This window comes from Dactylosporangium aurantiacum, from assembly GCF_000716715.1.
Taxonomy (GTDB): domain Bacteria; phylum Actinomycetota; class Actinomycetes; order Mycobacteriales; family Micromonosporaceae; genus Dactylosporangium; species Dactylosporangium aurantiacum.
Genome location: NZ_JNYJ01000013.1, coordinates 62174 through 85458, shown reverse-complemented (window position 1 = coordinate 85458; position 23285 = coordinate 62174). Strand labels below are relative to the sequence as shown.

The 23285-nt window shown below is 68.6% G+C and carries 18 protein-coding genes, 1 tRNA gene, 1 pseudogene and 1 riboswitch; of the genes and pseudogenes, 8 read left to right on the top strand and 12 right to left on the bottom strand.

Annotated elements, in window-relative coordinates; genetic code table 11:
• Positions 1-102 precede the first annotated feature (102 nt).
• The gene (locus OP18_RS16900; protein WP_033359871.1) at positions 103-2241 is read left to right on the top strand and encodes a (Fe-S)-binding protein; all 2139 of its coding nucleotides are present in this window, start codon (positions 103-105) and stop codon (positions 2239-2241) included.
• A gap of 42 nt (positions 2242-2283) precedes the next feature.
• Here the strand turns inward: OP18_RS16900 and OP18_RS16895 are convergent, their stop codons facing one another.
• Entirely contained in the window at positions 2284-2517 is a 234-nt protein-coding gene (locus OP18_RS16895) for a hypothetical protein (protein ID WP_033359870.1), read from the bottom strand.
• Positions 2518-2687: 170 nt separating this feature from the next.
• On the opposite strand from OP18_RS16895, the gene OP18_RS16890 reads away from it, so the two are divergent.
• From OP18_RS16890 to OP18_RS61850, 4 genes are all read left to right on the top strand, one after another.
• Positions 2688-4016 carry a hemolysin family protein gene (locus tag OP18_RS16890; protein ID WP_245635407.1) on the top strand — a complete coding sequence of 443 codons (1329 nt, stop codon included), beginning with the start codon at positions 2688-2690 and terminating at the stop codon, positions 4014-4016.
• Positions 4009-5040, top strand: a complete 1032-nt coding sequence (locus tag OP18_RS16885; RefSeq protein ID WP_033359869.1) for a hemolysin family protein — start codon at positions 4009-4011, stop codon at positions 5038-5040. The genes OP18_RS16890 and OP18_RS16885 overlap by 8 nt, the downstream gene beginning before the upstream one ends.
• Before the next feature lie 111 nt (positions 5041-5151).
• A complete protein-coding gene (locus OP18_RS16880; RefSeq protein WP_052386849.1) occupies positions 5152-5970 on the top strand; it encodes a LamG-like jellyroll fold domain-containing protein in 819 nt (272 codons plus the stop codon).
• 107 nt (positions 5971-6077) lie between these two features.
• Positions 6078-6216: riboswitch (cyclic di-AMP (ydaO/yuaA leader) on the top strand.
• An 8-nt stretch (positions 6217-6224) separates the two neighbouring features.
• Complete coding sequence (locus OP18_RS61850) at positions 6225-7211, top strand: C40 family peptidase (RefSeq protein WP_156089568.1); 987 nt, start codon at positions 6225-6227, stop codon at positions 7209-7211.
• Between the two features lie 43 nt (positions 7212-7254).
• Here OP18_RS61850 and dcd read toward each other — a convergent pair whose 3' ends face one another.
• Both dcd and OP18_RS16865 read right to left on the bottom strand, forming a co-directional pair.
• Positions 7255-7839, bottom strand: coding sequence for a dCTP deaminase (gene dcd / locus OP18_RS16870; RefSeq protein ID WP_033359867.1), 585 nt, complete (start codon positions 7837-7839; stop codon positions 7255-7257).
• An 11-nt stretch (positions 7840-7850) separates the two neighbouring features.
• Positions 7851-8303: a MarR family winged helix-turn-helix transcriptional regulator gene (locus OP18_RS16865; protein ID WP_245635406.1), complete on the bottom strand. Its 453-nt coding sequence runs from the start codon at positions 8301-8303 to the stop codon at positions 7851-7853.
• Between the two features lie 66 nt (positions 8304-8369).
• On the opposite strand from OP18_RS16865, the gene OP18_RS16860 reads away from it, so the two are divergent.
• Positions 8370-8876 (top strand): pyridoxamine 5'-phosphate oxidase family protein, encoded by a 507-nt coding sequence (locus OP18_RS16860; protein WP_052386848.1) that lies wholly within the window; start codon positions 8370-8372, stop codon positions 8874-8876.
• 9 nt (positions 8877-8885) lie between these two features.
• A tRNA-Gly gene (locus OP18_RS16855) sits at positions 8886-8956 on the top strand.
• Positions 8957-9093: 137 nt separating this feature from the next.
• Here the strand turns inward: OP18_RS16855 and OP18_RS16850 are convergent.
• From OP18_RS16850 to OP18_RS57220, 6 genes and pseudogenes are all read right to left on the bottom strand, one after another.
• Positions 9094-9759, bottom strand: a complete 666-nt coding sequence (locus OP18_RS16850; protein ID WP_033359865.1) for a nucleotidyl transferase AbiEii/AbiGii toxin family protein — start codon at positions 9757-9759, stop codon at positions 9094-9096.
• Entirely contained in the window at positions 9759-10094 is a 336-nt protein-coding gene (locus OP18_RS16845; protein ID WP_033359998.1) for a hypothetical protein, read from the bottom strand. The genes OP18_RS16850 and OP18_RS16845 overlap by 1 nt, the downstream gene beginning before the upstream one ends.
• A gap of 765 nt (positions 10095-10859) precedes the next feature.
• The gene (gene istB, locus OP18_RS16840; RefSeq protein ID WP_033359864.1) at positions 10860-11675 is read right to left on the bottom strand and encodes an IS21-like element helper ATPase IstB; all 816 of its coding nucleotides are present in this window, start codon (positions 11673-11675) and stop codon (positions 10860-10862) included.
• Positions 11672-12962, bottom strand: a pseudogene (istA, locus tag OP18_RS51240) (IS21 family transposase). The gene istB and the pseudogene istA overlap by 4 nt, the downstream one beginning before the upstream one ends.
• Positions 12963-13416: 454 nt before the next feature.
• The gene (locus OP18_RS57225; protein ID WP_439329648.1) at positions 13417-15372 is read right to left on the bottom strand and encodes a P-loop NTPase; all 1956 of its coding nucleotides are present in this window, start codon (positions 15370-15372) and stop codon (positions 13417-13419) included.
• 3 nt (positions 15373-15375) lie between these two features.
• Complete coding sequence (locus OP18_RS57220) at positions 15376-15696, bottom strand: hypothetical protein (RefSeq protein ID WP_156089566.1); 321 nt, start codon at positions 15694-15696, stop codon at positions 15376-15378.
• 733 nt (positions 15697-16429) lie between these two features.
• Here OP18_RS57220 and xynC point away from each other — a divergent pair.
• On the top strand, positions 16430-18124 hold the full coding sequence (gene xynC, locus OP18_RS16830; protein WP_033359863.1) for a glucuronoarabinoxylan endo-1,4-beta-xylanase XynC: 1695 nt from the start codon (positions 16430-16432) through the stop codon (positions 18122-18124).
• Between the two features lie 48 nt (positions 18125-18172).
• Here xynC and OP18_RS16825 read toward each other — a convergent pair whose 3' ends face one another.
• The 3 genes from OP18_RS16825 to OP18_RS16815 form a co-directional block, all read right to left on the bottom strand.
• Positions 18173-18571, bottom strand: coding sequence for a hypothetical protein (locus OP18_RS16825; protein ID WP_033359862.1), 399 nt, complete (start codon positions 18569-18571; stop codon positions 18173-18175).
• 9 nt (positions 18572-18580) lie between these two features.
• On the bottom strand, positions 18581-21334 hold the full coding sequence (locus OP18_RS16820; RefSeq protein WP_081970823.1) for an AfsR/SARP family transcriptional regulator: 2754 nt from the start codon (positions 21332-21334) through the stop codon (positions 18581-18583).
• 155 nt (positions 21335-21489) lie between these two features.
• The gene (locus OP18_RS16815; RefSeq protein WP_033359861.1) at positions 21490-23280 is read right to left on the bottom strand and encodes a glycosyltransferase family 4 protein; all 1791 of its coding nucleotides are present in this window, start codon (positions 23278-23280) and stop codon (positions 21490-21492) included.
• Between the last annotated feature and the right edge of the window lie 5 nt (positions 23281-23285).

Here is a 23285-nt window from a genome sequence, read left to right as displayed (position 1 = left end):
ATCCCGGTGTCTTAGCGTTTGCTGCGACAAACTTCACGTTACCCACCGGTAACGAGGGGACTAAGGTCCTAATTCAGGACCAGCGGCGTTGGAGGCATCGGCATGGGCCCAGTGCAGATCATCGCGACCAGTGTCGCGGCGGTGATCACCGTCGTGGCCGTCGTGCTCGTCGTGCGCACCGTGCGCCGCATGCTCTCCGTCGTGCGGCTCGGCCAGCCCGACCCGACCCGGGGCGACTCCCGCGGCCTGCGCCTCAAGACCATGCTGGCCGAGACGCTCGGCCACACCAGGATGCTGCGCTGGACCGTCGTCGGCGCCGCGCACTGGTTCGTCATGATCGCGTTCATCGCGCTGTCGTCGCTGGTGCTCGAGGCGTACTTCGAGGTCGCCGTGCCCGACCACGGCCTGCCGCTGATCGGCGGCTGGAACGTCTACGGCCTGGTCACCGAGTGGATCGGTGTGCTCGGCTTCATCGGCATCCTGGTCCTGATCGGCATCCGGCTGCGCAACCTGCCGAGCAACCCCAACCGGCGCTCCCGCTTCGCCGGCTCGACGATGTGGCAGGCGTACTACGTCGAGTACACGATCCTCGCGGTGCTGCTCTGCGGCTTCTTCATCCGCGGCTTCAAGGCCGCCAACGACACGCTCGAGTGGCCGGTCTGGGCCGCGCCGGTCAGCCACGCGCTCGGCGATGTGCTGCCGGCCAGCGCCGCCGCAGTCAGCCTCATCGCCATGGTGAAGATCATCGTGTCGATGACCTGGGTCATCGTGATCGCCAGCAACATCACGATGGGCGTCGCCTGGCACCGCTTCCTCGCGTTCTTCAACATCTACTTCAAGCGCACCCCGGGCCGCGCCGGCTCCGGCCTCGGCGCCCTGCGCCCGATGATGAGCGGCGGCAAGCCGCTCGACTTCGAGGAGGCCGACCCGGAGAAGGACCAGTTCGGCGTCGCGCAGGTCGAGCAGTTCACGTGGAAGGGCATGCTCGACTTCACCACCTGCACCGAGTGCGGGCGGTGCCAGTCGCAGTGCCCGGCCTGGAACACCGGCAAGCCGCTCTCGCCGAAGCTGCTCATCCTCGGCCTGCGCGACCACGCGTACGCGAAGGCGCCCTACCTGCTGGCCGGCGGCGCCAACGCCACCGAGGAGGCGCTGGCCAAGGTCGACGTGCTGGCCCTGGCGGAGAAGGACCGGCCGCTCGTCGGCGGCGTCGACGAGAACGGCGTGATCGACCCCGACGTGCTGTGGTCCTGCACCACCTGCGGCGCCTGCGTCGAGCAGTGCCCGGTCGACATCGAGCACGTCGACCACATCGTCGACATGCGCCGCTACCAGGTCCTCATCGAGTCGAACTTCCCGACCGAGGCCGGCGTCATGCTGCGCAACCTGGAGAACAAGGGCAACCCGTGGGGCGCGGCCCAGTCGACCCGCGAGGATTGGACCAAGGGCCTGGACTTCACCGTCCCGAACGTGGCCGACGGCGGCGACTTCGAGTACCTGTTCTGGGTCGGCTGCGCCGGTGCCTTCGAGGATCGCGCCAAGAAGACCACCCGCGCCGTGGCCACGCTGCTCAACGAGGCCGGCGTGTCGTTCGCGATCCTCGGCCAGGGGGAGACCTGCACCGGCGACCCCGCCCGCCGCATCGGCAACGAGTTCGTCTTCCAGATGCTCGCCCAGCAGAACGTCGAGACGCTCAACGAGGCCGGCGTCAAGAAGATCGTCGCCACCTGCCCGCACTGCTTCAACACCCTCGCCAACGAGTACGGCCAGCTCGGCGGGCACTTCGAGGTCATCCACCACACGCAGCTGCTGGCCCAGCTGGTCGCCGCCGGCAAGCTCACCCCGGTGCAGCCGCTCGACGGTGCGATCACCTACCACGACCCGTGCTACCTCGGCCGGCACAACCGGGTCTTCGCGCCGCCGCGCGAGGTGCTCGGCGCGGTCGCCTCCACGAACGAGGACGCGGGCCTGGTGGAGATGGACCGCTTCGCGGAGCGCTCGTTCTGCTGCGGCGCCGGCGGCGCACGCATGTGGATGGAGGAGCGGATCGGCAAGCGGATCAACGTCGAGCGGGTCGAAGAGGCCCTGTCGACCGGAGCGAAGACCGTCGCCGTGTCGTGCCCGTTCTGCCTGACGATGCTCGGCGACGGGGTCACCGGCAAGAAGGCGGCCGGTGCCGCGCCGGACGACGTCGAGGTCGTGGATGTCGCGTCGGTACTGCTGCGCTCGCTGTCTTCGTGACGTAATTGACAAAACGGACTTTTCGCTCTACCTTCGGAGGCGTCAGCGCTGCCCGATGACGTTCATCGCCATCGCCAGCGCCACCAGTACAGCTGCCGCGGTCGCGATCACGCGGAGGCCTCGCAGGCTCTCCGCCCACGCGGTCTTGCGCGCCCCGGGCACGAGCGCCTTCGTGCGCGTGTAGTCCAGCCGGGCGCGCTTCGCCCTGGTGTTCGCGCTGCCGGCGGCGAACCCGGCAACGACCGCTATGCAGACACCGATCAGTGCCGCTCCCATTCCGCCCTCCTCGTGTCGTTTCCACAGCATCCGCGCTGCCTCGGAGGGCGGAAAGACCCCGAAAGAGGGAGGGTGATCTATGCCTCTCGATACCGGGGCGGCCGCCGTCAGCGGCCGGTGGGTTCACGTGGAACAATCGGCTGTCACCTCGAAGGGATCGTCGCGCGCGCGTGTTCACCACCCTGTTGCCCCTGCTGGCCTTCGCGCTGCTCACCGCGGCGAACGCGGGCTTCGTCGCCGCCGAGTTCGCGCTGGTGACGGTCGACCGCGCCGAGATCGACCAGCAGGCCAGCTCCGGCGACCGCACCGCGCGCACCGTCCGGACCGCGCTGCGGGAGCTGTCGTTCCAGCTGTCCGGCGCGCAGCTCGGCATCACCATCTCCGCCCTGCTCGCCGGCTATCTCGCCGAGCCCGCGCTGTCGCACCTGTTCGAGCCGCTGCTGGAGCCCCTGTTCGGCACCGTGACGCAGGGTGCCGGACACGTCGCGGCGCTGATCGTCGCCACGCTGCTGTCGATGCTCTTCGGCGAGCTGGTGCCGAAGAACGCCGCGCTCGCCAAGCCGATGCCGGTGGCCCGGGCCACCGCCGGCCCGCAGCGGATGTTCTCCAAGCTGTTCTCCTGGCTCATCGGCCTGCTCAACGGCTCCGCCAACTGGGTCGTGCGCCGGTTCGGCGTCGAGCCCCAGGAGGAGCTGGCCAGCGCCCGCTCGCCCGAGGAGCTGGGGCTGCTCGCGGCGATCTCGGCCCGCGCCGGCGCCCTGCCGCGGGAGACGGCCGTGTTGCTGCAGCGGACCATCCGCTTCGGAGACAAGCGCGCGGCCGAGGCGATGACGCCCCGCGTCGACGTCGTCTCACTGCGTGCCGACGCGACCGTCGCCGACCTGCTGGCCACCTCGGTGCAGACCGGTTACAGCCGTTTTCCGGTGTACGTCCAGACGCTCGACCAGGTCACCGGGGTCGTCACGGTCACCGACGCGCTCGGTGTCCCGCCGGTGCGCCGCCCGACGACGAAGGTCGGCGCGGTCGCCCGCGAGCCGGTGTTCGTGCCGGAGAGCCTCGACCTCGACGGCGTCCTGCAGGCCCTGCGCCGCAGCGGCTCCGACTTCGCGATCGTGGTGGACGAGTACGGCGGCACCGACGGCGTCGTCACCGTCGAGGACCTGGTGGAGGAGCTGGTCGGTGAGATCGCCGACGAGCACGACGTCGAGGAGGAGCCGACCACCGCGCACGGCATGCCCGACCTCACCGCCCCCGGCAACGAGCGCACCTCGCTCGTCGACGGCGTGCTGCGCGAGGACGAGCTGGCCGAGGTGACCGGCTTCCGGATGCCCGAGGGGCCGTACGAGACGCTCGCCGGCTTCCTGATGGCCCGCCTGGGCCGGATCCCGACCGTCGGGGAGATCTGGAAAGAGGACGGCTGGGAGTTCACCGTCGTTGAGGTCGAGCGGCGCCGCATCGAGCAGGTCCGCGTCGTGCGGCCGGAGGACATCGATGATTGAGCTGCTGGTCACCGTCCTGCTGCTGCTGGGCAACGCGTTCTTCGTCGCCAGCGAGTTCGCCCTCATCGCGTCGCGCCGCACCATGATCGAGCCGCTGGCGGCCACGTCCCGGCGGGCCCGCTCGGCGCTGCGCGCGATGAACGAGATCCCGCTCATGATCGCCGGTGCCCAGCTCGGCGTCACGATCTGCACCCTCGGCCTCGGTGCGCTGAGTGAGCCCGCGCTCGCGCACGCGCTGGAGGGGCCGTTCGCGTCGCTGCACGTACCGGAGCAGCTGATCCATCCGACCGCGCTCGTCCTGACGCTCGGGGTCATCGTCTTCGCACACACCGTGCTCGGTGAGATGGTCCCGAAGAACCTGACCCTCGCCTCGCCCGAGCGAGCGGTGCTGTGGCTCGGCCCGCCGATGCTCGCGTTCTGCATGGCCACCAAGCCGGTGCTGGTCGCCATGAAGTGGGCCTCGCGGATGATCCTGTCGCTGTGGCGGATCGAGACGACCGGCTCGGTCAAGACCGTCTTCACCGCCGAGGAGCTCGCCGGGCTGGCCGCCCAGGCGACCACGGAGGGCCTGTTGGCGCCCGAGGAACACGCCCGCATCACCGGCGCGCTCGCGCTGAGCCAGCGCACGGCCCGCGACGCGCTGCGCCGCTGGTCGGAGATCACCACGGTGGCGGAGGACGTCTCCCCGGCGTCGCTGGAGGTCCTCGCCACCCGCACCAACCGCTCGCGCTTCCCGGTCGTGGAGCGCGCGTCGCGGCGGGTGCTGGGCTTCGTCCACGTCAAGGACGTCATCGGGTTCGTCGGCCCGCAGCGGCGGGCGCCGATCCCGCTGGAGCTGATCCGCCCGCTCGGCATCGTGCCGCCGACGCGGACCCTCGCCGAGCTGCTGCTCGCGATGCGCCGGGAGCGGCAGCACATCGTGCTGGTCAGCGACGGCCGGGTGCCGATCGGCGTGGTGACCCTGGACGACGTGCTCACCGCCGTCGTCGGCCAGGCCGTCTCGGAGGAGCCGGCGCCGGCCTGACCAGGTCCCCCTCCCTCGATCGTGTCGTTGTAGCGTGGTTCGTGGCCTTTTGCCCGGTCTGGCGCGGCATAGTGTCCGGTTATGCGGACGTGGCCCCGCCGGCGACGGCTCATGACGCTTGCCGCGGTCACGCTGGTGGTCGTGGCCGGCGCCTGGGCGCTGCGCCGCGAGCCGGCCGGGACCGCGCCGCCGCCCGCCGCCGCGAGCGGTCGGCCGCCGGCCTCGGCGGTGGTGTCCGGCGCCGCCACGGTGACCCAGGCGGTGCAGCCGGCCGCGTCGGGGCAGTCGGCGCATGCCGGGGTGCGGTACACCTTCGACGGCGGCGTCACGGGGCCCGTCCTGGACGGCGCGGGCCGGCTGCCGTTGCGGATCCGCAGCGCCGGGGGCGAGCTGTCCGCGGTCCCGCACGCCGGCGGACTCGCGGTGCGATTCCCGCCCCGGTGTGAGCATTACGGTGCACAGAGTTGTGCGCGCGCCATCCTGCAGAGTGGTCCCGCGGAATTTCTCAATCCGGGACAGGGTGCGTTCACCTATGGCGCGAGTGTGCTCGTCGGACCCGATGAGACTTCCAAGGGCGCCAATGTTCTGCAAAAAGGGTTCTCGGTCGGTGACAGTCAGTTCAAGTTGCAGGTCGACGGCGCCGCCGGACACCCCAGTTGTGTGATTGTCGGAACGGGCGGACCTACCATTTACGTAGCACTCGCATCGCTGACCGTGGCTGACGGCAGATGGCACCGGGTTGAGTGCTCGCGCCGTGACGCCCTGCTCACGGTGGCCGTGGACGGCCAACTCAAGGGACGGTCAGCTATTCCTTCGTCACTGTCCATAGTGAACGCGGATCCGCTCTGTATTGGTGGCAAGGGGACCAGCGCGAACAACGATCAGTTCACCGGTGCAATTGATGACGTGTACGTCACCAAGGCCGCGTGACTTTTCGGCCAAATCGGACAACAATCGCGGGCTGACTTGCTCCGTGGGAGCGGTCGCCATACCGTGATTTCCGGTCGTGTGGATGTCCGCGCCCAGCACGGGTGCGCCAGACGGCACCGCCGAGTCGATTTTTCTGAACCGGGGACCCAACTGCGCCATCGGGGTGAATCCGCGACGTTCGCGGTAGGGCGACCTTCTCCGCCCGAACCCGTCAGCTAACCCGGTAGGCGGCTGGAAGAAGGAGCAACTCCTCGGTGGAGACCCATACGAGGCGGCCCAACCGTATGTTGCGGCTGCTCGTCGCCACACTCGGAGGTCTGTCGCTCGCCCTCGGGATCACCGGCGCCGCGCACGCGGAGCCGACCCCGGCCGAGCTCGAAGCGCAGATCGACAAGAAATGGAACGAAGTCGAGCCCATCATCGAGCAGCACAACCAGCTCAAGGGTGAGCTGAAGGCCAACCTGGCGAAGCAGGCCCAGCTCAAGAGCAAGATCGACCCGCTGCAGGCGCAGGTCGACACGGCGCTGCTGCGGGTCAGCGCGTTCTCGGTGCTGCAGTACAAGACCGGTCGGGTCTCCAGCTTCAACGCGCTGATGACCACCGGCTCGCCGGACACGTTCGCCGAGCAGCTGGTCCTGCTCAACATGATCGCCAAGGACGAGGCGGAGGGCATCAAGGACGTCCTGGACAGCAAGAAGGTCCTCGACGAGCAGAAGAAGCCCCTCGACGACCTGATCGCCACCCAGAAGGCGGCCGAGGCGGAGATGGCGGCCAAGGAGACCACCATCAACGCCGAGATCAAGGCGCTCAACGAGATGCGCACCAAGGCGTACGGCAGCAGCGGTGCGACCGGTGAGCTGCGCCCGGTCGCCTGCCCGGTCGAGTACTCCGGCGGCGACGCCGCCAAGGCCGCGCAGGTCGCCTGCCAGCAGATCGGCAAGAAGTACGTGTGGGCGGCCGAGGGCCCCAACACCTTCGACTGCTCCGGCCTCACGCTCTACGCCTGGAAGCAGGCCGGCCACACGCTGCGGCACTACACCAAGTGGCAGTACGCGGACACCAAGCGCGTCAGCCGCGCCGACCTGAAGGCCGGCGACCTGGTGTTCTTCTACAGCGACATGCACCACATGGGGATGTACGTCGGCGGCGGCTGGATGGTCCATGCCCCGACCACCGGCGACGTGGTCCGGATGAAGAAGATCGACACATATCCGATCGCTGGGTACGGGCGCGTCGCTTAGCTTTGTGTTGAGGGCGGCTCCTGGTTTCGGGAGCCGCCCTTTTTCATGGCGTCGTTGTGGGCCAGGTGCGCCAGTTCTGCCAGGAGCGGCTCGGGGTGGGGCCGCGCTGTCCCTGGTACCGGGAGCCGTAGATCGCCGAGCCGTACGGGTGCTCCGAGGGCGAGGACAGCCGGAAGATGCACAGCTGCCCGATCTTCATCCCGGGCCAGAGCATGATCGGCAGGTTGGCCACGTTGGACAGCTCGAGCGTCACGTGCCCGGAGAACCCCGGGTCGATGAACCCCGCGGTCGAGTGCGTCAGCAGCCCGAGCCGGCCCAGGCTGGACTTGCCCTCGAGCCGCCCGGCAAGCTGGTCGCCGAGGCTGATCACCTCGAGCGTCGAGGCGAGCACGAACTCGCCCGGGTGCAGCACGAACGGTTGACCGTCGTCGACCTCCACCATCGCGGTGAGGTCGTCCTGCTGCGTCGCCGGGTCGATGTGGGTGTACAGGTGGTTGTTGAACACCCGGAACCACCGGTCGAGCCGCACGTCGATGCTGGACGGCTGCACGAGGTCCCGGTCGAACGGTTCGAGCCGCAACTGGCCGTCGGCGAGCTCTTTGGTCAGGTCACGGTCGGAGAGCAGCACGCCCTAGCCTATTACGTGGCCTCGTCAGCGGCCTTTCCGGTCGCCTCGTTGACTTTCGTCAATATTCTGATGGCGGTCGCCAGCTCGGCCGCGTCGAACTCCGCGAGCGCCGCCCGCATGTGCTGCCCCAGCGGCGTGAAGAAGGCCAGCGCCAGCTCTTTCGCCGGCGGCTGCATCACGAGGTGTACCCGCCGCCGGTCCTCCGTGTCGTGCCGCCGCTCGACATGGCCCGCCTTCGCCAACCGGTCCAGCAGCGCGGTGGTCGCCGCCGGGCTGAGCCGCAGCGTGCGCGCCAGCTCACCGGGCGTCAGCGGCTTGTCCTCTTCCGCCGCCCGCCAGATGTACGCCACCGCGTTGAGATCCGTCCGGTGCAGCCCGTGCGCCCGGGTGAACACCTCGACGAACCGGTCCGCCTGGAGGTTGAACCCCCTGAGAAGGTCGATCAACGTGTCCGTATCACCCACGGGGTCATTGTCCTTCATTCGTGGAATCACACACTGTTCGTACAGGTGTACGAGTAACTTGGAGGCATGGCGACGTGGGCTGAATTCTCCGCGGCCGAGCCCTTGCTGGCGACGGCCATCCGCACCCTGATCTGCCAGTACGGCCCCGGCATGGGCTACCTGGCCACCATCCGCCCCGACGGCGGCCCCCGCGTCCACCCCGTGATGCCCGTCATCACCGACGACGGCCTCTACTGCTTCATCCTGCCCTCCCCGAAGCGCCACGACCTGGACCGCGACGGCCGTTACGCCCTGCACAGCTTCCCCGCCGAGGACACCTCCGACGAGGCCTACCTCTCCGGCCGGGCCACCCCGGTCATGGATCCCCTGCTCGTGGCGTCTCTCGCCCTGCAGATGCGCGCCGCCCAACGGGTCGACTGGAAGCTGTACTCCCTCACGGTCGAGGTAGCCCTCATCGTCCAGCGCGACTCTCCCCTGACGTCCACGAAGACCCTGTGGCGGGACCGCTTAGCCAGAGTTCCACGCGCCCGCCGGAATGGTCCGTGCGCGACGCCCGCGGATTCGGTACAGTAGGCGTCGCTCGCGGGTGTAGTTCAATGGCAGAACATCAGCTTCCCAAGCTGACAGTGAGGGTTCGATTCCCTTCACCCGCTCGGACCTGAGGGCCCTCTGTTCGCCAAAGCGCGAGCCGGGGGCCCTCGCCATTCCTCCTGGGGCCCGAGCCCCAGACCCCACGATCTGTGGTCACCCGCCGTCGTGGCCGGTCGTACTTCGGCCCAGCCACGGATGCCTATCTGGAAGCGCTGGGCTGGTCGTCGAGCAGTTCCTGGCGCCAGTCGGCGAAGCGTGCTCGCAGCTTGGTGAGATGTTCGGGGTCGGCGCCGTAGAAGGCGAATCGCCGGTCGGGGTAGCGCTCCAGCATGGCGAACAGGTCGGCGAGGATGTGGCGCTCGAAGCCGGCGTCCGCCTGTTCGGCCAGTTCGCACAGGCGTTGCCGGGTGTAGCGGCCTGACGTGATCGCGGCGTCCACGTCGAGGAAGTCGCGGGGCTCGGCTCGGGTGTATAGAGCAGACATCTTGCCGGCGACGACGTCATCCGGGTGTAGCACCGGGCCGATGTCCATCTGCACGGGTGGCAGGGCGCGCCAGTTCGCAGCCAGCTCGACCTTGTACGACTGTCCGCCGTCCGCGGCGCTGGTGACCATGAGCCGGGCGAACGTCTCGAACTGCTGCGTGATCTCCACCTTGTAGCCGTGTTGCGTGTAGGCGCCGGTGACCGCTTCGACTGCGGCAGCGAAGTCGGCTCGGCGTTCCCAGGCTGTGAACAGGTCGACGTCTTCGCTTGGTCGGTGCAGGATGCCATGCGCCTGCACCGCGTATCCGCCGGCGAGAGCGAATCCATACTGACCGGCGACCTGCAGACCTATTTGCGCCAGTCGGAGGTGAGCTGGCTCCATCAGCCGGCCACTCCAAGCTCCGGGAACTTCGCCTGCCAGAGCGCACGGAGCCGACCAGGAAGCCAGAGGTCACGCCAGACCCGTCGAAGTGTTTCCCCGTTGATCCAGCGGCACAGTTCGTCCGTGGTGGCTGCCTGGTTGAGGACCGTCTGGTACAGCAGCTGCAGGTCACCGGGGTCGTCGAGGTCGTAGCGACCATCGCCGGACCAATCGAGTCGCTGGTCGAGGGTGACCGTGCCGGTGGCGGGGCCCAGCAGGTCGGCAAGGCGCGCAGGGACCACGTAGTGCCGTTGCTCCGCGTACGTCGAGCCGGGTGGTGCAATTCTTCCGACCATGAGGACTTCCTCCCCTCCGTACCTCATAGATGGTACGGCCGTCCTTCCGCTCAAGAGGGACAGCCGGGGTGCGGACCTGATGCACGTGCCATTAGCGGGCCATTACTGTAGGTCGCAGGAGGCCTCTCCAGACCGCTCAGGGTAGTTCGGCCAGACGCTTCACATGGGGGCGTCGAGGCTGCCTGTCCAGTTCCCAAGCTGACAGTGAGGGTTCGATTCCCTTCACCCGCTCGGACCTGAGGGCCCTCTGTTCGCGGAACGCGCGAACCGGGGATCCTCGCCATTCCCCCTGGGGTCCGAGCCCCAGACCCCACGATCTGTGGTTACCGTCCGCGGTGGGCGGTCGTACTCCGTCCGCTTGGACCCCGCGTGGGCTGGCGCCTGGTTGAGCAGAGTAGGTGGCCGTGGACACGTGAGCACGGACGAGGCGCGGGCACTGCTGGGTCGCGGTACGGCGATCAGCGACCATACGTTGTGGAGTGGACCTGGTGGAGCTTCATGGCCTGACGATCGGCGAGGTGCGGCTCGATCGGCGACCGAACTGGTCCGGGCGAGCGTCTATGACCTCGACAACTCGCGGCGGATGGCCAGCATGTACAAGACGGTGCTGCGGGAGCCGTCCGAGCCAAGCAACTACAGATGTGGCCGGACGGCTCGACGTTGGTGCTGCCGCCGCGGTCAGGCAGCTTTGGGAGCTGTCAACGGCGGATTAGAACTGACCCCTCCTGGACGGTTGGGATTGACCCCCCGTCAGGTCGGCTTGGTCTATTTGTCCCGGTTCTTCGCGAGTAGTTCGCGGCGGGCGCGGGTGCGGAACGAGTCGCCGGCCAGAGTCAGGACTTCAGCGTGGTGGACGAGCCGGTCGATCATCGCGGCGGCGACGACTTCGTCGCCGAAGACTTCGCCCCAGCGGCCGAACGGCAGGTTCGAGGTGACCAGGATCGAGGCTTGCTCGTAGCGGGACGCGACCAGCTGGAAGAACAGGTTCGCTGCGTCGGTGTCGAACGGGATGTAGCCGACCTCGTCGATGATGATCAGCCGGTAGCGGCGGATCTTCTTGAGTTCGGCTTCGAGGTGCCCGGCGTGGTGGGCCCGGGCGAGTCGGGTGATCCAGTTGGTGGCGGTGTCGAACAGCACGGAGTTGCCGGCTTGGGCGGCTTTGATGCCCAAGCCGATCGCGAGGTGTGTCTTGCCGATCCCTGGCGGTCCCAGCAGCACGACGTCGTCGGCCTTGGGGACGAACGTGGCGGTGGCCAGGTGCGCGAGAACGTCCTTGCGCAGGCTGGGCAGGTGCTCGAGGTTGAAGTCGTCCAGGGTTTTGATGGCCGGGAAGTGCGCGGTGCGGACCCGCATCATGTTTCCGGCCGATTCTCGGTCGGCGACTTGGCGTTCCAGGACCGCGGCGAGGTATTCCTCGTGGGACCAGTTCGCATCGCGGGCCTGGTCGGCGAGGTCTTCCCAGACCCGGCCGATGGTGGGTGTCTTCAGCACCCGGGCCAGGTAGGCCAGTTTCGACGTCAATCCGTCCGGCCTGGCCGCGGTGGTGCCCGGCGCCGCGGTCTTGCTGCGTGTGGTGGTCATGAAATCCCTTCAGCGGTGGTGGGTGCGGGTGGGTGCTCGACGGGGCGGGGATCGAAGTCGACGCCGAACAGGTCGTCGTAGTCGGGCAGGGCGCGGATGGCCACGACATGGCCGTCAGCGTGGGCTCTGGTCGTGTCGCGGTCGAGCTCGCGGCGGCGGTGCGCCAGCTCTGCGCGCAGCAGCCTGGCGGTGGCCTGGTGGGCGGGGTCGGTGATCGTCTGCCGGGTTCCCCAGAAGCGGGCGTGTTCGGCGACGATCTGACCGGCGCAGGAGGCCACGACCTGGGCCGGGTTGGCGAACACGTCGACGAACCGGCCGATCGCGCGTGGGTCCACGCTGTAGTCGTTGCTGTCGACACGCACGTAGTAGTCGCGGCCCAGCCGGACCCGGTGGGTCAACCCGACCGCCGGCGCCACTGGCGGCAGGCCGACCATCGCGGCCCGGTCGGCGTCCCACCGCTGCGCCGGAGAAGCACCGATCGCGCGCAGGTGCCGCACGTTCGCCCGGGTCGTGAGCCAGTCACCGATCTGGGCGTTGAAGTCGAACGGCGACGTGAACGTGCGGCCCGGCAGGAACGACGTCTCGAAGTAGCCGTTGCGTCGCTCGACGAGCCCTTTCGACTCCGGATCACGGCGCGGCGTCAGCCGGATGCCCACGCCCAACGTCCCCGCGAACGACGTCGCCTCGACCGTCAGCTTCCCGGTCCCGCCGACCGTCAGCTTCCCGGTCCCAGACCAGCGTGCGTGGACACGCACCCCACCCGCCGATGATCTCCCACATCCCGGCCAGGATGTCGCCCGCCTGCCGCGACGGGATCATCACAGCGTCCGTCACCCGCGAGTGCCCACACGTCATCGCCAGGACCGGCAACACCCGCCTTTGACCGGCCCCGACCGGAATCTCGGGTTCCGGGAACCACAGATCGCACTGCGCGAACTCACCCGGCGAGTACTCGATGCGGTCCGCCGGGTCCGGCGGCACGAACAACGGCCGCAACTGCCGAACCCGGTCCTTCAACACCGTCAACGACCGCGTCCAGCCGATCCGTTCCGCGATCACCGGCGTCGGCATCGACGGCCACTGCGCCAGCAACGACCGGATCTGCGGCTCGAACGCATCAACCAACGAACCCCGCGGCCCACGCTCACGCCGCGGCGGCTCCACCGCCCGCACCGCCGAACGCACCGTGTTCCGCGACAACCCGAACCGCCGAGCGAGCTCCTTGATCGGCACACCCTCAGCCAGGTGCAACCGCCGGATCTCAGCCCACTCCTCCAACTTGATCACCCCTCCACACTTACGGAGAGGGGTCAATTCCAATCCGCCGCCAGAGGGTCAGTCTCAGGCCGCCGTCGACAGGGAGCACCGGTTCTCGCAGCTCACGTGTGAGAGCCGATCTGCTGCCTAGTGATGCATGACCAGGCACCGACGCATCGCCGACACGGCGGAGATCGGCTTGCGGGCCGGCGGTTGACACGGGTTTGCGCTCGCTGAGGGTCATACGGTCGCTGCGCACGGCATCCTGCAGCGACCGAGCGAGGATGTCGACCCGTTCGCTGATTGGCAGCAGCGCGCCGACTTTCCGGCCGCCGAGTGCGCCCGCGTATGCGGTAGGCAACGGGACGCGGGTCTCGACCGTTGATGACGGCGAAAACACGAACGAATGCGACCTCGTCGTTCCACATATCTACACCTCAATCAGCGGGAGACAGTGTTGTGCATCGTCCTTGCGCTCGAACCTCTACCGACTCAGGCGTTCTAAAAGCATATTGAACGAATGGTCCCTCGGGTCGGCAATTTGATCATGCAATGAGATGGATGGTTGAGACGTGCGCATCATGGCCCTGGCTCGATGAATCGCAGCTACCAACGCGGTCGGCCCTCCGAAGGGGCGTGGCGTAATCCCTAGCTCCAAGAGGTATCGTGTCGCGTAACGCTTTTCATGGAAGAAAGCCGAGCCCGGCGAACATGTCAAAGCCTCCGTCTCAATGAGCAAGTCTGTAACTTCTTTGCAATCGCCAAACCGCGCGCATGCTCTCTTCGCGTTTAGGGCAAGTAAGTTAAGTGCTATTGACACGTCGGGCCCGGCTATTGGAACAGAAATTCGGTCCGATATAGAGACCTGCGCTGCCCAGAATGAAGACCATTCATATTCTGCGGTCCCGAGTGAACTTGCAAACTCGGTCCAGCCACCGCGGACATGGTCGGTGTAATCACCCCATGCGGCAGGATCATCTAGACGAGGTGCTTGGATCGCCCAGACTTCCGATATCGCCAAGAGGGGTTGACCTGACTCGCGAAGGGTCTGAGACAATGCAAGGAATGTGCTCAGTTCACGCGGTGCTACCGTGCAGGCTGTACGGCAGAGGTGAAGAGCAAGTGGATTGATCAACTCGCGGGCAACCGACCCCTTCGACAACCTTCGCCCCAAGTCGGTGAGCTGGCCAAATCCTGGCCGAAACCCCGCCTGATATCCGACGTTCCTCACATCGCGAATCAACTTCTCAAGGCTCGACTCGACCTGCAAATTCGACTCGTCGCCGAGGGCCAGCTCAAGCATCGCCTTCGAGATGCTCGGATGCCTTGCGAAGAATGCCCGCGATGACGCGCCCAGGAAGAATTCCCGCTTCATAGGAACCTCGACCTTCGGCCGCAGGTCGGATTCTGAAACACCAAGGAACTGGGCGGAAATATCGCGAGGGAGGCCCGACAACTCGCCAATATCAATGGCGGCGAGCGCGACCAGGAAGTCCGCAAGAGAGACCTCCAACTGTAGGCCTGGATAAACCGTAGAGAGCCTGGATAGCAAGGAGAGCAGCCTCGACCGGAGGCGCTCCGAGTCAAACCGCATTGACAAGAGGCCACCCATAAAAGCTTGCCTGCCCTCGGACGCCCGGCTGGCGCTGAGCATATCTTTTGCAATTTGGTCGACATTGTTGCTGGTAAGTCGAGCGGGTCGACTGGTTGAGCAATCAACCCAGTTCTGGCTGACGACCTTTGCATCGGCTGGTTCGACTCCGCCTACCTGAACTGCCGGGAGAACGCGAAAGTTGGGTTCCCAGCGCGCAGCTATGCTGAATTTCCAGCCGAGCCGATCACGCTCGCCGTTCCAGTCGATATCACGGCTGGCAAGAAGAAAATGTACGAAAAGATCTTCCTCGTGTAACTTGGATTGTGCGAGTTTATCAATATCGGCCAAAAGGGCTTCGGCATCATCGGAAGCAATCAGAATTGTTCGAGATGACGAACGAATCGAATCTAACTCATTCGAGGTCAACCGCGCGTTCGGCCCGCTTCGCCAGTAGATCGCTTGGAAGCGTTCTTCGCGTGCGAGTGTCGCGGCTGCCTGCATGAGAACAGTGGACTTTCCGTCCCCCGTCGCTCCTCCAATTCGCAAAAGAATACTTCGGTCTTCCAAGTCTCTCGAGAGGAACTCCTGAACAATCTTCGTCACAACCGGCCGTGGACGCAGATTTGGATGGCAAACGTCTTTCCAGTCGGGTGCCGACCCATCGAAGTACTCCTCGAGATCGACGCGAGGTTTTCGGGTTGCAAGGAATTTTGGTGTGAGGCGAACCCATCCCGGCAGTGAACCGGTGGACTCTGAGAGGGGCGGACCAGTGTTAATATAAATGTTTCCGGCCGCCTGATAATTAGTTGATCCGATTCCTCCGCGCTGGTCCTGATCTGGACCCATGTCCTACCTGTTCTTCCCATCGGATCCTGTAATCTTGATGTCACGTCCTGCCTGATAGTTGGTAGATCTGTCGCCTCCTACCTGTTTCTGGTTGGTTTGCGGTGCGGTTTCGGCAGGGCCTGACTTATCTGCAGGCGCGAGGAATCCGGCAATTAACACAATAATGGCAATGATAAGAATTGCTATTCCCAAAAATCCGGGCCAACGCCAGAAGGTGCGAGACGAGTCCTGCAGTGTATAGATCAGAAATCCTACAGCTAGTGATCCACCCAAGCTCGCGAGAGTTGTACCGAGAGGCATCAGTCGATCGCGCTTAGTCGTCATTCCGATAGTGTACAGGTACGCTGCTAAGCGTCGAGATCCAACGACGGGTCGTAACTGGCAACCGGCTCGACAGTGACGGTCGTCAGCCTGGAGATCCGTCGAACCGATACACTGCCCCCGAAGGGGAAGTGCGGTGTTCAACGTCCGGTGGACCGGCCGAGAGTTGCTGAGGTGCTGCGTTACGACCATCGCCCCCACGCCGATGCCCGCTTAGGCCTACACCGGCGGACCGCTAAGGCGGCCTCTGACGATGCTCTGCCATTTCCTCCACGGCCCGCCGCATGTATTTCGTGGGCTTGAACTATGGTTCGTCCCGCAGTTGAGATCTCGTGGTTATGGACGATGCCGAGCAATGCGGGGTGGCCGTCGGCGACCACGATGACGGTCCCCGTCGAGCAGGGTCGGCGCTCGGAGTTCGGCGCGGTGCTCGTCAGGTCGTTGTTGGCGAGGTGTTCGTTGCTGCCTAGCCGGAAACTTTCATGGTTAGGCGGGGCGTTCACACCGTCGGTGTGCGTAGCCGCTTGACCCGCGTCGAAGGCCGAAACCATAGTTCGCCGGAGTATCACCCTCCGCCAACCCCCTGGGCGGGTCCACACCTCCGTCGCGCTTGGGTACCGGTTCGTACGGCAGCATGTTAGCGCTAACAAGTGCTGTAAAAGACCCAAAACAGCGCACAGCGGGCCAGTGGCCTGGAGGCGGCGTGGACCGGCACCAACGGCCAGAAGGACGTGACATGACGCAAGATCGGAACGAGCCGGTACGTGATGAACGCAGGCTGCTGACCCGCAGGACCGTCCTGACGACCGGGGGGGCCGTGCCGGTCCTCACCGTCGCGGCGTCGGTGCTGGGGGCCACGGAAGCCTCGGCCGCGACGGCCAACATCAACCCGTCGGCATCGCGGCAGACGATCCGGGGCTTCGGTGGCATGGCCCACGCGGCGTGGATCGGCGACCTGACGGCGGCCCAGCGGGACACCGCGTTCGGCGCCGGTGAAGGGAAACTTGGCTTCTCCCTGCTGCGGATCCCCGTCGGCGAGAACCAGTCGGACTGGGGTCGTGACCTGGCGACGGCGAAGCGCGCCGTCGAGCTCGGCGCGACCGTCTTCGCGTCGCCGTGGAACCCGCCCGCCAGCATGATCGAGACGTTCACGCGCGGGAGCCAGACCAACGCCAAGCGCCTGCGGTACAGCTCGTACGGCGCCTACGCCCAGCACCTCAACGACTTCACCACGTACATGCGAAACAACGGGGTGAACCTGTACGGCATCTCGGTGCAGAACGAGCCCGACTACGCCGCGGACTGGACATGGTGGACCTCCGCCGAGATCGTCCGCTTCCTGCGGGAGAACGCAGGCGTCATCGGCACCAGGGTCATCGCGCCCGAGTCGTTCCAGTACGTGAAGTCCATGTCGGACCCGATCCTCAACGATCCCACGGCACTGGCCAATGTGGACATCATCGGGGCGCACCTGTACGGCACCTCGTACGCCAACTTCCCCTACCCGCTCTTCAAGCAGAAGGGCGCGGGCAAGGAACTCTGGATGACCGAGGTCTACTACCCCAACAGCTCGGACTCCGGTGATCTCTGGCCGCAGGCGCTCGACGTCGCCGAGCACATCCACCATGCCATGGTCGACGCCGAGTTCCAGACCTACGTCTGGTGGACCATCCGGCGCAGTTACGGGCCCATGCGCGAAGACGGCCAGATCAGCAAGCGCGGCGCGATGATGGCGCACTTCGCCAGGTTCGTCCGGCCCGGGTACGTGCGGATCGACGCGACGGCCAACCCGGCGACGAACGTCTTCGTCTCGGCGTACCGGGGCGGCAACACCGTCGTCATCGTCGCCGTCAACAAGAACACCTCGGCGGTGAGCCAGCAGTTCACCCTGGCGAACACGACGGCGTCGGGCAGCGTCGCGAACTGGCTGACCGACGGGAGCAGGAACGTCGCGCCGCAGGGGGCGCTCACCATGTCGAACGGCTCGCTCACCGTCACGCTGCCCGCCCGCAGCGCCATGACGTTCGTGGCCAACCTGACTGACACGTCGTCGCCGAGCCCGTCGATCTCTGTATCCCCGTCGGTCTCGACCAGTCCGTCGTCCGGCGGTGGCGGCGGCGCCCGGGTCGCTTACACGATGAGCACCTGGAACACGGGCTTCACGGCGAGCATCACCATCACCAACACCGGCACGTCGACCATCAACGGCTGGACGCTCGGCTTCACCCTGCCGTCGGGCCAGTCGATCACCTCGGGCTGGAACGCCACCTTCTCGCCCGCCAGCGGCCAGGTGAGCGCCCGCAACGTCAACTACAACGGCACGCTCGCCCCGGGCGCCTCCGTCGACATCGGCTTCCAGGCCACCCACACGGGCAACACCGCCGAACCGGCCGCCTTCACCCTCAACGGCATCCCCTGCACCGTGGTCTGACAGCGCAGCGGCCCCTCCAGCGCCGGCGAGCTGGAGGGGCCCGGACGCTCAGACCGCGGCGGGCTCGCGGACCAGACCGGCTGATTCGGACCGGGTGGAGCGGACCGCGAGCAGGCCGAGGCCGATCAGCAGGGCGCCGCGGAGCAGCTCGATCTGCAGGGCGATACCGAAGATGAGCAGGCCCAGGATCAGGCCGATGCCGGAGGCGATCTGCTCGGCCTCGAAGCCGGGGGCGCCGATGAAGCCGATGAGGCCGAGGGTGCCCAGGCGCGGGCCGAGCCAGCCGTACGTGCCGGGTAGGCCGAGCAGCAGCAGGACCGTGCCGAGCAGCAGGACCGTGCCGAACAGCAGCAGGACCGTGCCGAGCAGCAGGGCCGTCGAGCCGAAGGCGTGCGAGCCGACGAGGGCCTCGACGTTGTGCGCCTGGCCGTCCTTGATGGGGTGCACCCGCGGTAGCTACCCGCCGTCAGCCGACAGCTTGGCCCGGACCTCGGCGGCGTCGGGATGATCGAGCGAGTCGAAGACGTCCAGCGAACGGCGCCACGCGTCGCGGGCGGCCCCGGCGTCACCGGCGGCCAGGAGACTGTCGCCGAGGTGGTGCAGGGTGTCGGCCTCGAAGCAGCGGTCGCCGGTGTCCTCGAAGAGGGCGAGCGCCCGGTGGAAGCACTCGATCGCCGAGTCGTACTCCCCGAGGTGGTGATGGGCGAAGCCCAGGCTGTCCCAGGTCTCGCCTTCGCCCTGCCGGTTGTCCAGCCGCTGGTGCAGCGCGAGCGCCTCCCGGCAGGTGGCCACGGCCTCGCGGTGGTTGCCGCGCTGGGCGTGCAGCCAGCCCATCGCGTTGAGCGCGTTGGCCTCGCCGGTCGGGCTGCCGGCGGCGCGGAACAGCTCGCGCGCCCGCGCCGACTGCCGGAAGCCGTCGTCGAACTGTCCACGGTGGACGGCGATCTCGGCCAGGTTCAGGTGGCCCTGCGCCTGCCGGCCGGTGTCGCCGAGCTCCTCGTACAGCTCCAGGGCCCGCACGGCGTGCCGCTGCGCGTCGTCGGCGCGGTTGAGCTTCAGGTACACGTGCGCGATGAGCCGGTGGCTGTGCGCGGCGCCGTGCCGGTCGGGCAGGCGCTCGGCGGCGGCGAGCCCGGCCAGCGACGCGTGCAGCCAGTCGCCCCACAGCCCCTGCCGGTCGAGGAAGGTGGCGAGGCACCAGGCCAGCTGCCAGGCGTGCGGGTCGAACCCGAGCCGGGCGGCCTGGTCGATGGCGGCGAGCAGCACCTGGCGCTCCGCGGTGAACCAGGCGAGTGCCTGCCGGGCGTCCACCGGCCACGGAGCCGGGTCGAGTTCGAGGGTCTCCCGGTGCGGGCTCAGCAGCCGGGTCGCCGCGTAGGCGGTGCGCAGATAGTGGTCCAGCATCCGGTGCCGCGCGGCGGCGCGGTCCTCGGCGGTGTCGACGGCCTCGACCTGCTCCGCGGCGTAGGCGCGCAGGAGGTCGTGGAAGGTGTACCGGCCGGCGTCGTGCTCGGTGAGCAGGTTCGCCCTCGACAGCTCGGCCAGCTCCGCGGCGGCGTCCGGGGCGCCGGCGAGCCCGGCCGCGGCCGCCGCGGTCACGTCGGGTCCGGGGTGCAGGCCCAGCAGGCGGAACATGCGGGCCGCCGCGGGGCTGAGCGCGGCGTAGGACCACGACAGCACCGCCCGCGCGTCGACGTCGCGCTCCGCGCCGGTGAACGCGTCGAGCTGCCGGCCGGCCGCCTGCCGCAGCTCGGCGGCGACGTCGGCGAGCGGCAGCCCCGGGCGCCCGGCCGCGCGGGCCGCCACGATGGCGAGGGCGAGCGGCAGCCCGGCGCAGGCCTCGACGATCGCGTCGACGGCGGCGGACTCCGCGGCGACCCGGGTGGCGCCGAGCCGCGCGGTCAGCAGCGACCGGGCCTCCGCGGGCGGCAGCAGGTCCAGCACCAGCGGCTCCGCGCCCTCCGACGTGTGCAGCCCGGACAGCTCGTTGCGGCTGGTGACCAGCACCAGGCAGCCGCCGGCACCGGGCAGCAGCGGGCGCACCTGGTCGGAGTCGCGTGCGTTGTCGAGCACCAGCAGCATCCGGCGGCCCGCGATATGGCTGCGGTACAGGGCGGCCTGCGCCTCGATGCCGGTCGGCACGCGCTGCGGCGCGACGTCCAGCGCGTCGAGGAACCCCCGCAGCGCCTCGGCCGGGTCGACCGGTGGCGCGGTGCGGTCGAACCCGCGCAGGTTCACGTACAGCTGACCGTCGGGGAACCGGTCGGCGACCCGGTGCGCCCAGTGCAGCACGAGCGTGGTCTTGCCGATGCCCGCGGTGCCGGCGACGGTGCAGATCACGGTCGCGGTCGGGTCGGTGGCGGCGAGCGCGTCGAGCCTCGCGAGCGCGTCGCCGCGTCCGGTGAACCCGCGCACGGCCGGCGGCAGCTGCGCGGGCACCGGCCCGGACGGTTTCGCCGGCGGTGCGGGGTCGGTGGGCGCGGCCGGCCGCCCCCGCAGCACCGCCAGGTGCAGGCGCTGCAGCTCCGGCCCGGGGTCGAGGCCGAACTCCCGCGCCAGCCGCTGCTGGTGGCGCCGGTACACCTCGAGCGCCTCCAGGCTGCGCCCGGTGCCGTCCAGCGCCCGCATCCACAGGCCCAGCAGGCCCTCCCGGGTCGGGTGCGCGGCCGCCAGCCGGGTCAGCTCCGGCAGCACCTCGACGTGGCGCCCGGTGGCGATCCCGCACGCCAGCCACTCCTCGGTCGCCACCAGCCGCAGCTCTTCGAGGTCCCCCACCAGGCGCGGCCGCAGCCACGCCGACACCGTGTCGTCGAGCGCGTCGCCGCGCCACAGGTCGAGGGCGGCGCGCAGCTGGGCGCCACGCTCCGCCGGGCCGGACAGGGCGCGGGCCGCCGCGACCATCGCGCTGAAGCGCCGCGCGTCGATCGACTCGTCGTCGACGTCGATCTGGTACGACGTGCCCGTGCTGCTCACCAGCGCACCCGCGGCACGCACCGCGGACCGGACCCGGGACACGTGACTGTGCAGCAACTGGCGGGCCGTCGGCACCGGCTCGCCGTCCCACAGCAGGTACGCCAGCCGCTCCACCGGCACCGGCACGTGGTTGTGCAGCAGCAGGACGGCCAGCAGGCACCGCTCCCGCCGCCGGCGCAGCACGACGGGTCCCGAGGACGTGTCGATCGCCAACGGACCGAGGAGCCGGAACCTCACAGCGGCCCACCGTATCGGGTCGCCGATTTCCCACGTCCGCTGGCGTGTCAAGCGTGGCGCAAGCAACGCCACGCATATTCGGGGTGGTCAACACAGGCCGAACGGGGGCGTGCGGTGGACGGCACCCATGAGCCGGCCACCGGACGCGGAAACGGTCACTGCGCGGGAGCGAGCAGCCGCTCGCGGATGAGGGTCGCCGGATCGTCGAACCACTCGTCGTAGTGGGTGGCGGGGCCCAGGGCGTCGACGGCGGCGACGTACGCCGCGGCGTCGATCGGCCGGCCGCTCAGCATCGCGCTCATCGCGTGCAGGTAGTGGAAGTCGCTGTGGTCGGGGAACGCCTCCACGGCGCCCGAGAGCACCGACGCGGCCTGCTCGTCGTCGCCCAGCTCGAGCAGCGTCAGCACGATCCAGCGGCCGGCTGACGGGCGGGTGGCCGAGCCGCCGCGCCGGTACACGGTGAGGAACCCGGCCAGCGCCCGGTCGAACCGGCCGGCCGTGAAGTCGCGCAGAGCTTCGGCGTACGGCAGGTCGTCCGGCACCACGTCGGCGTGCGCCGGCAGGTAGGCGCGGCTGACGTCGGCACCGCCGCCGGTCCTGCGCCCGACGACCCGCCACCGCACGGCGCGGTGCCCGTCGAACGCCGGGAACGTGACCGGCACCGCCACCGCACCGGCACCCGACGCCGCGGCGCGCTGCCGGAGCCGCTGCTCGGCGTCGGCGTCGACGAACCGCAGCCCGCCGAGGTCGAAGCGCCAGTCGCCGCCGGTCGCCGGGGACCAGGCGGCCCGGACCTGCCGGTACGTGTCCTCGATACGCGGCACGATCGTGTCCCACGAGAAGCCGGCCGCGGTGCGCAGGCCGCCGTCGCGCAGCCGGGCCGCCAGATCGGGCCCGTCCAGCACCCGCCGCACCTGCGCGGCCAGCCCTTCGGCGTCGCGGACGTCGGCGAGCAGCGCGTTCACGCCGTCGCGGGCGTACTCGAGCACACCGGTGTTCCTGGTCGACACCACGGGCGTGCCGGACGCCATCGCCTCCAGCGGCGGCAGGCCGAACGTCTCGTAGTGCGAGCAGCAGACGTACACGGCGGCGCCGCGGAACAGGGCGCCGAGCGTGGCCTGGTCCGGAGCCACGACGACCTCACCGAACGGCTCCCGCGGCGGTTTCGGCGTCACCCACACCACGTCGACGTCGTGCCCGTGCTCGACCACGGACCGCCACACCTGGCGCATCTCGGCGATGCCCTTGAACGTGTTGCCGTCCCAGCCGACGCACAGCAGGTACGGCCGCCGGCCGCCGGCCGCCGGGTCGAACACCGTCGGCGGGTGGAACACCGCCGGGTCGACGGCGTTGGGGATCACGGTCGCGGTCACGCCGTACCGCTGCCGGAGCACCTCGGCCACCGTCCCGCTGACGATGATCGTCGCGTCGGCGGCCTCGACGTTTCTGGCCACCACGGCGCGGGCGTCGTCGTCGATGTCCTCGAACAGGTGGAAGTCGCCCTGCTCGAAGTGCACGACCGGGGCGATGCCGAGGGCGCGGGCGGCGAGGACCTGGTCCCAGTACCCGGCGACGATCACGTCGCAGGCGGGGACGGCCTCGGCGAGCTCGACGCCGAACGGCACCTGGCGGAACCGGGCCCGCAGGTCGAACCAGGCCGGTGGTGGAAAATGGCTGAGCACCGTCACCCTGTGGCCCCGGGTGAGGAGCCGGTTCGCGTGCTCGAACAGCACCCGCGCGCCACCGCCGACGTCGGTGCGTGGCACCAGGTAGCAGACCCGCAGCCGCTCCGGCGGGTCGCCGAACGGCGGCAGGCGCGGCACCGGCGGTGGGGCGGGCAGCGCGCGGCGGGCGAGGAACTCCGCGTTCCGGGCGGCGGCGACGGCCGCGGCCAGGTCGGGACGCAGCGGAAGCGCCGGGTCGGGCGAGGTGTCATTCGGCCGCACACCCG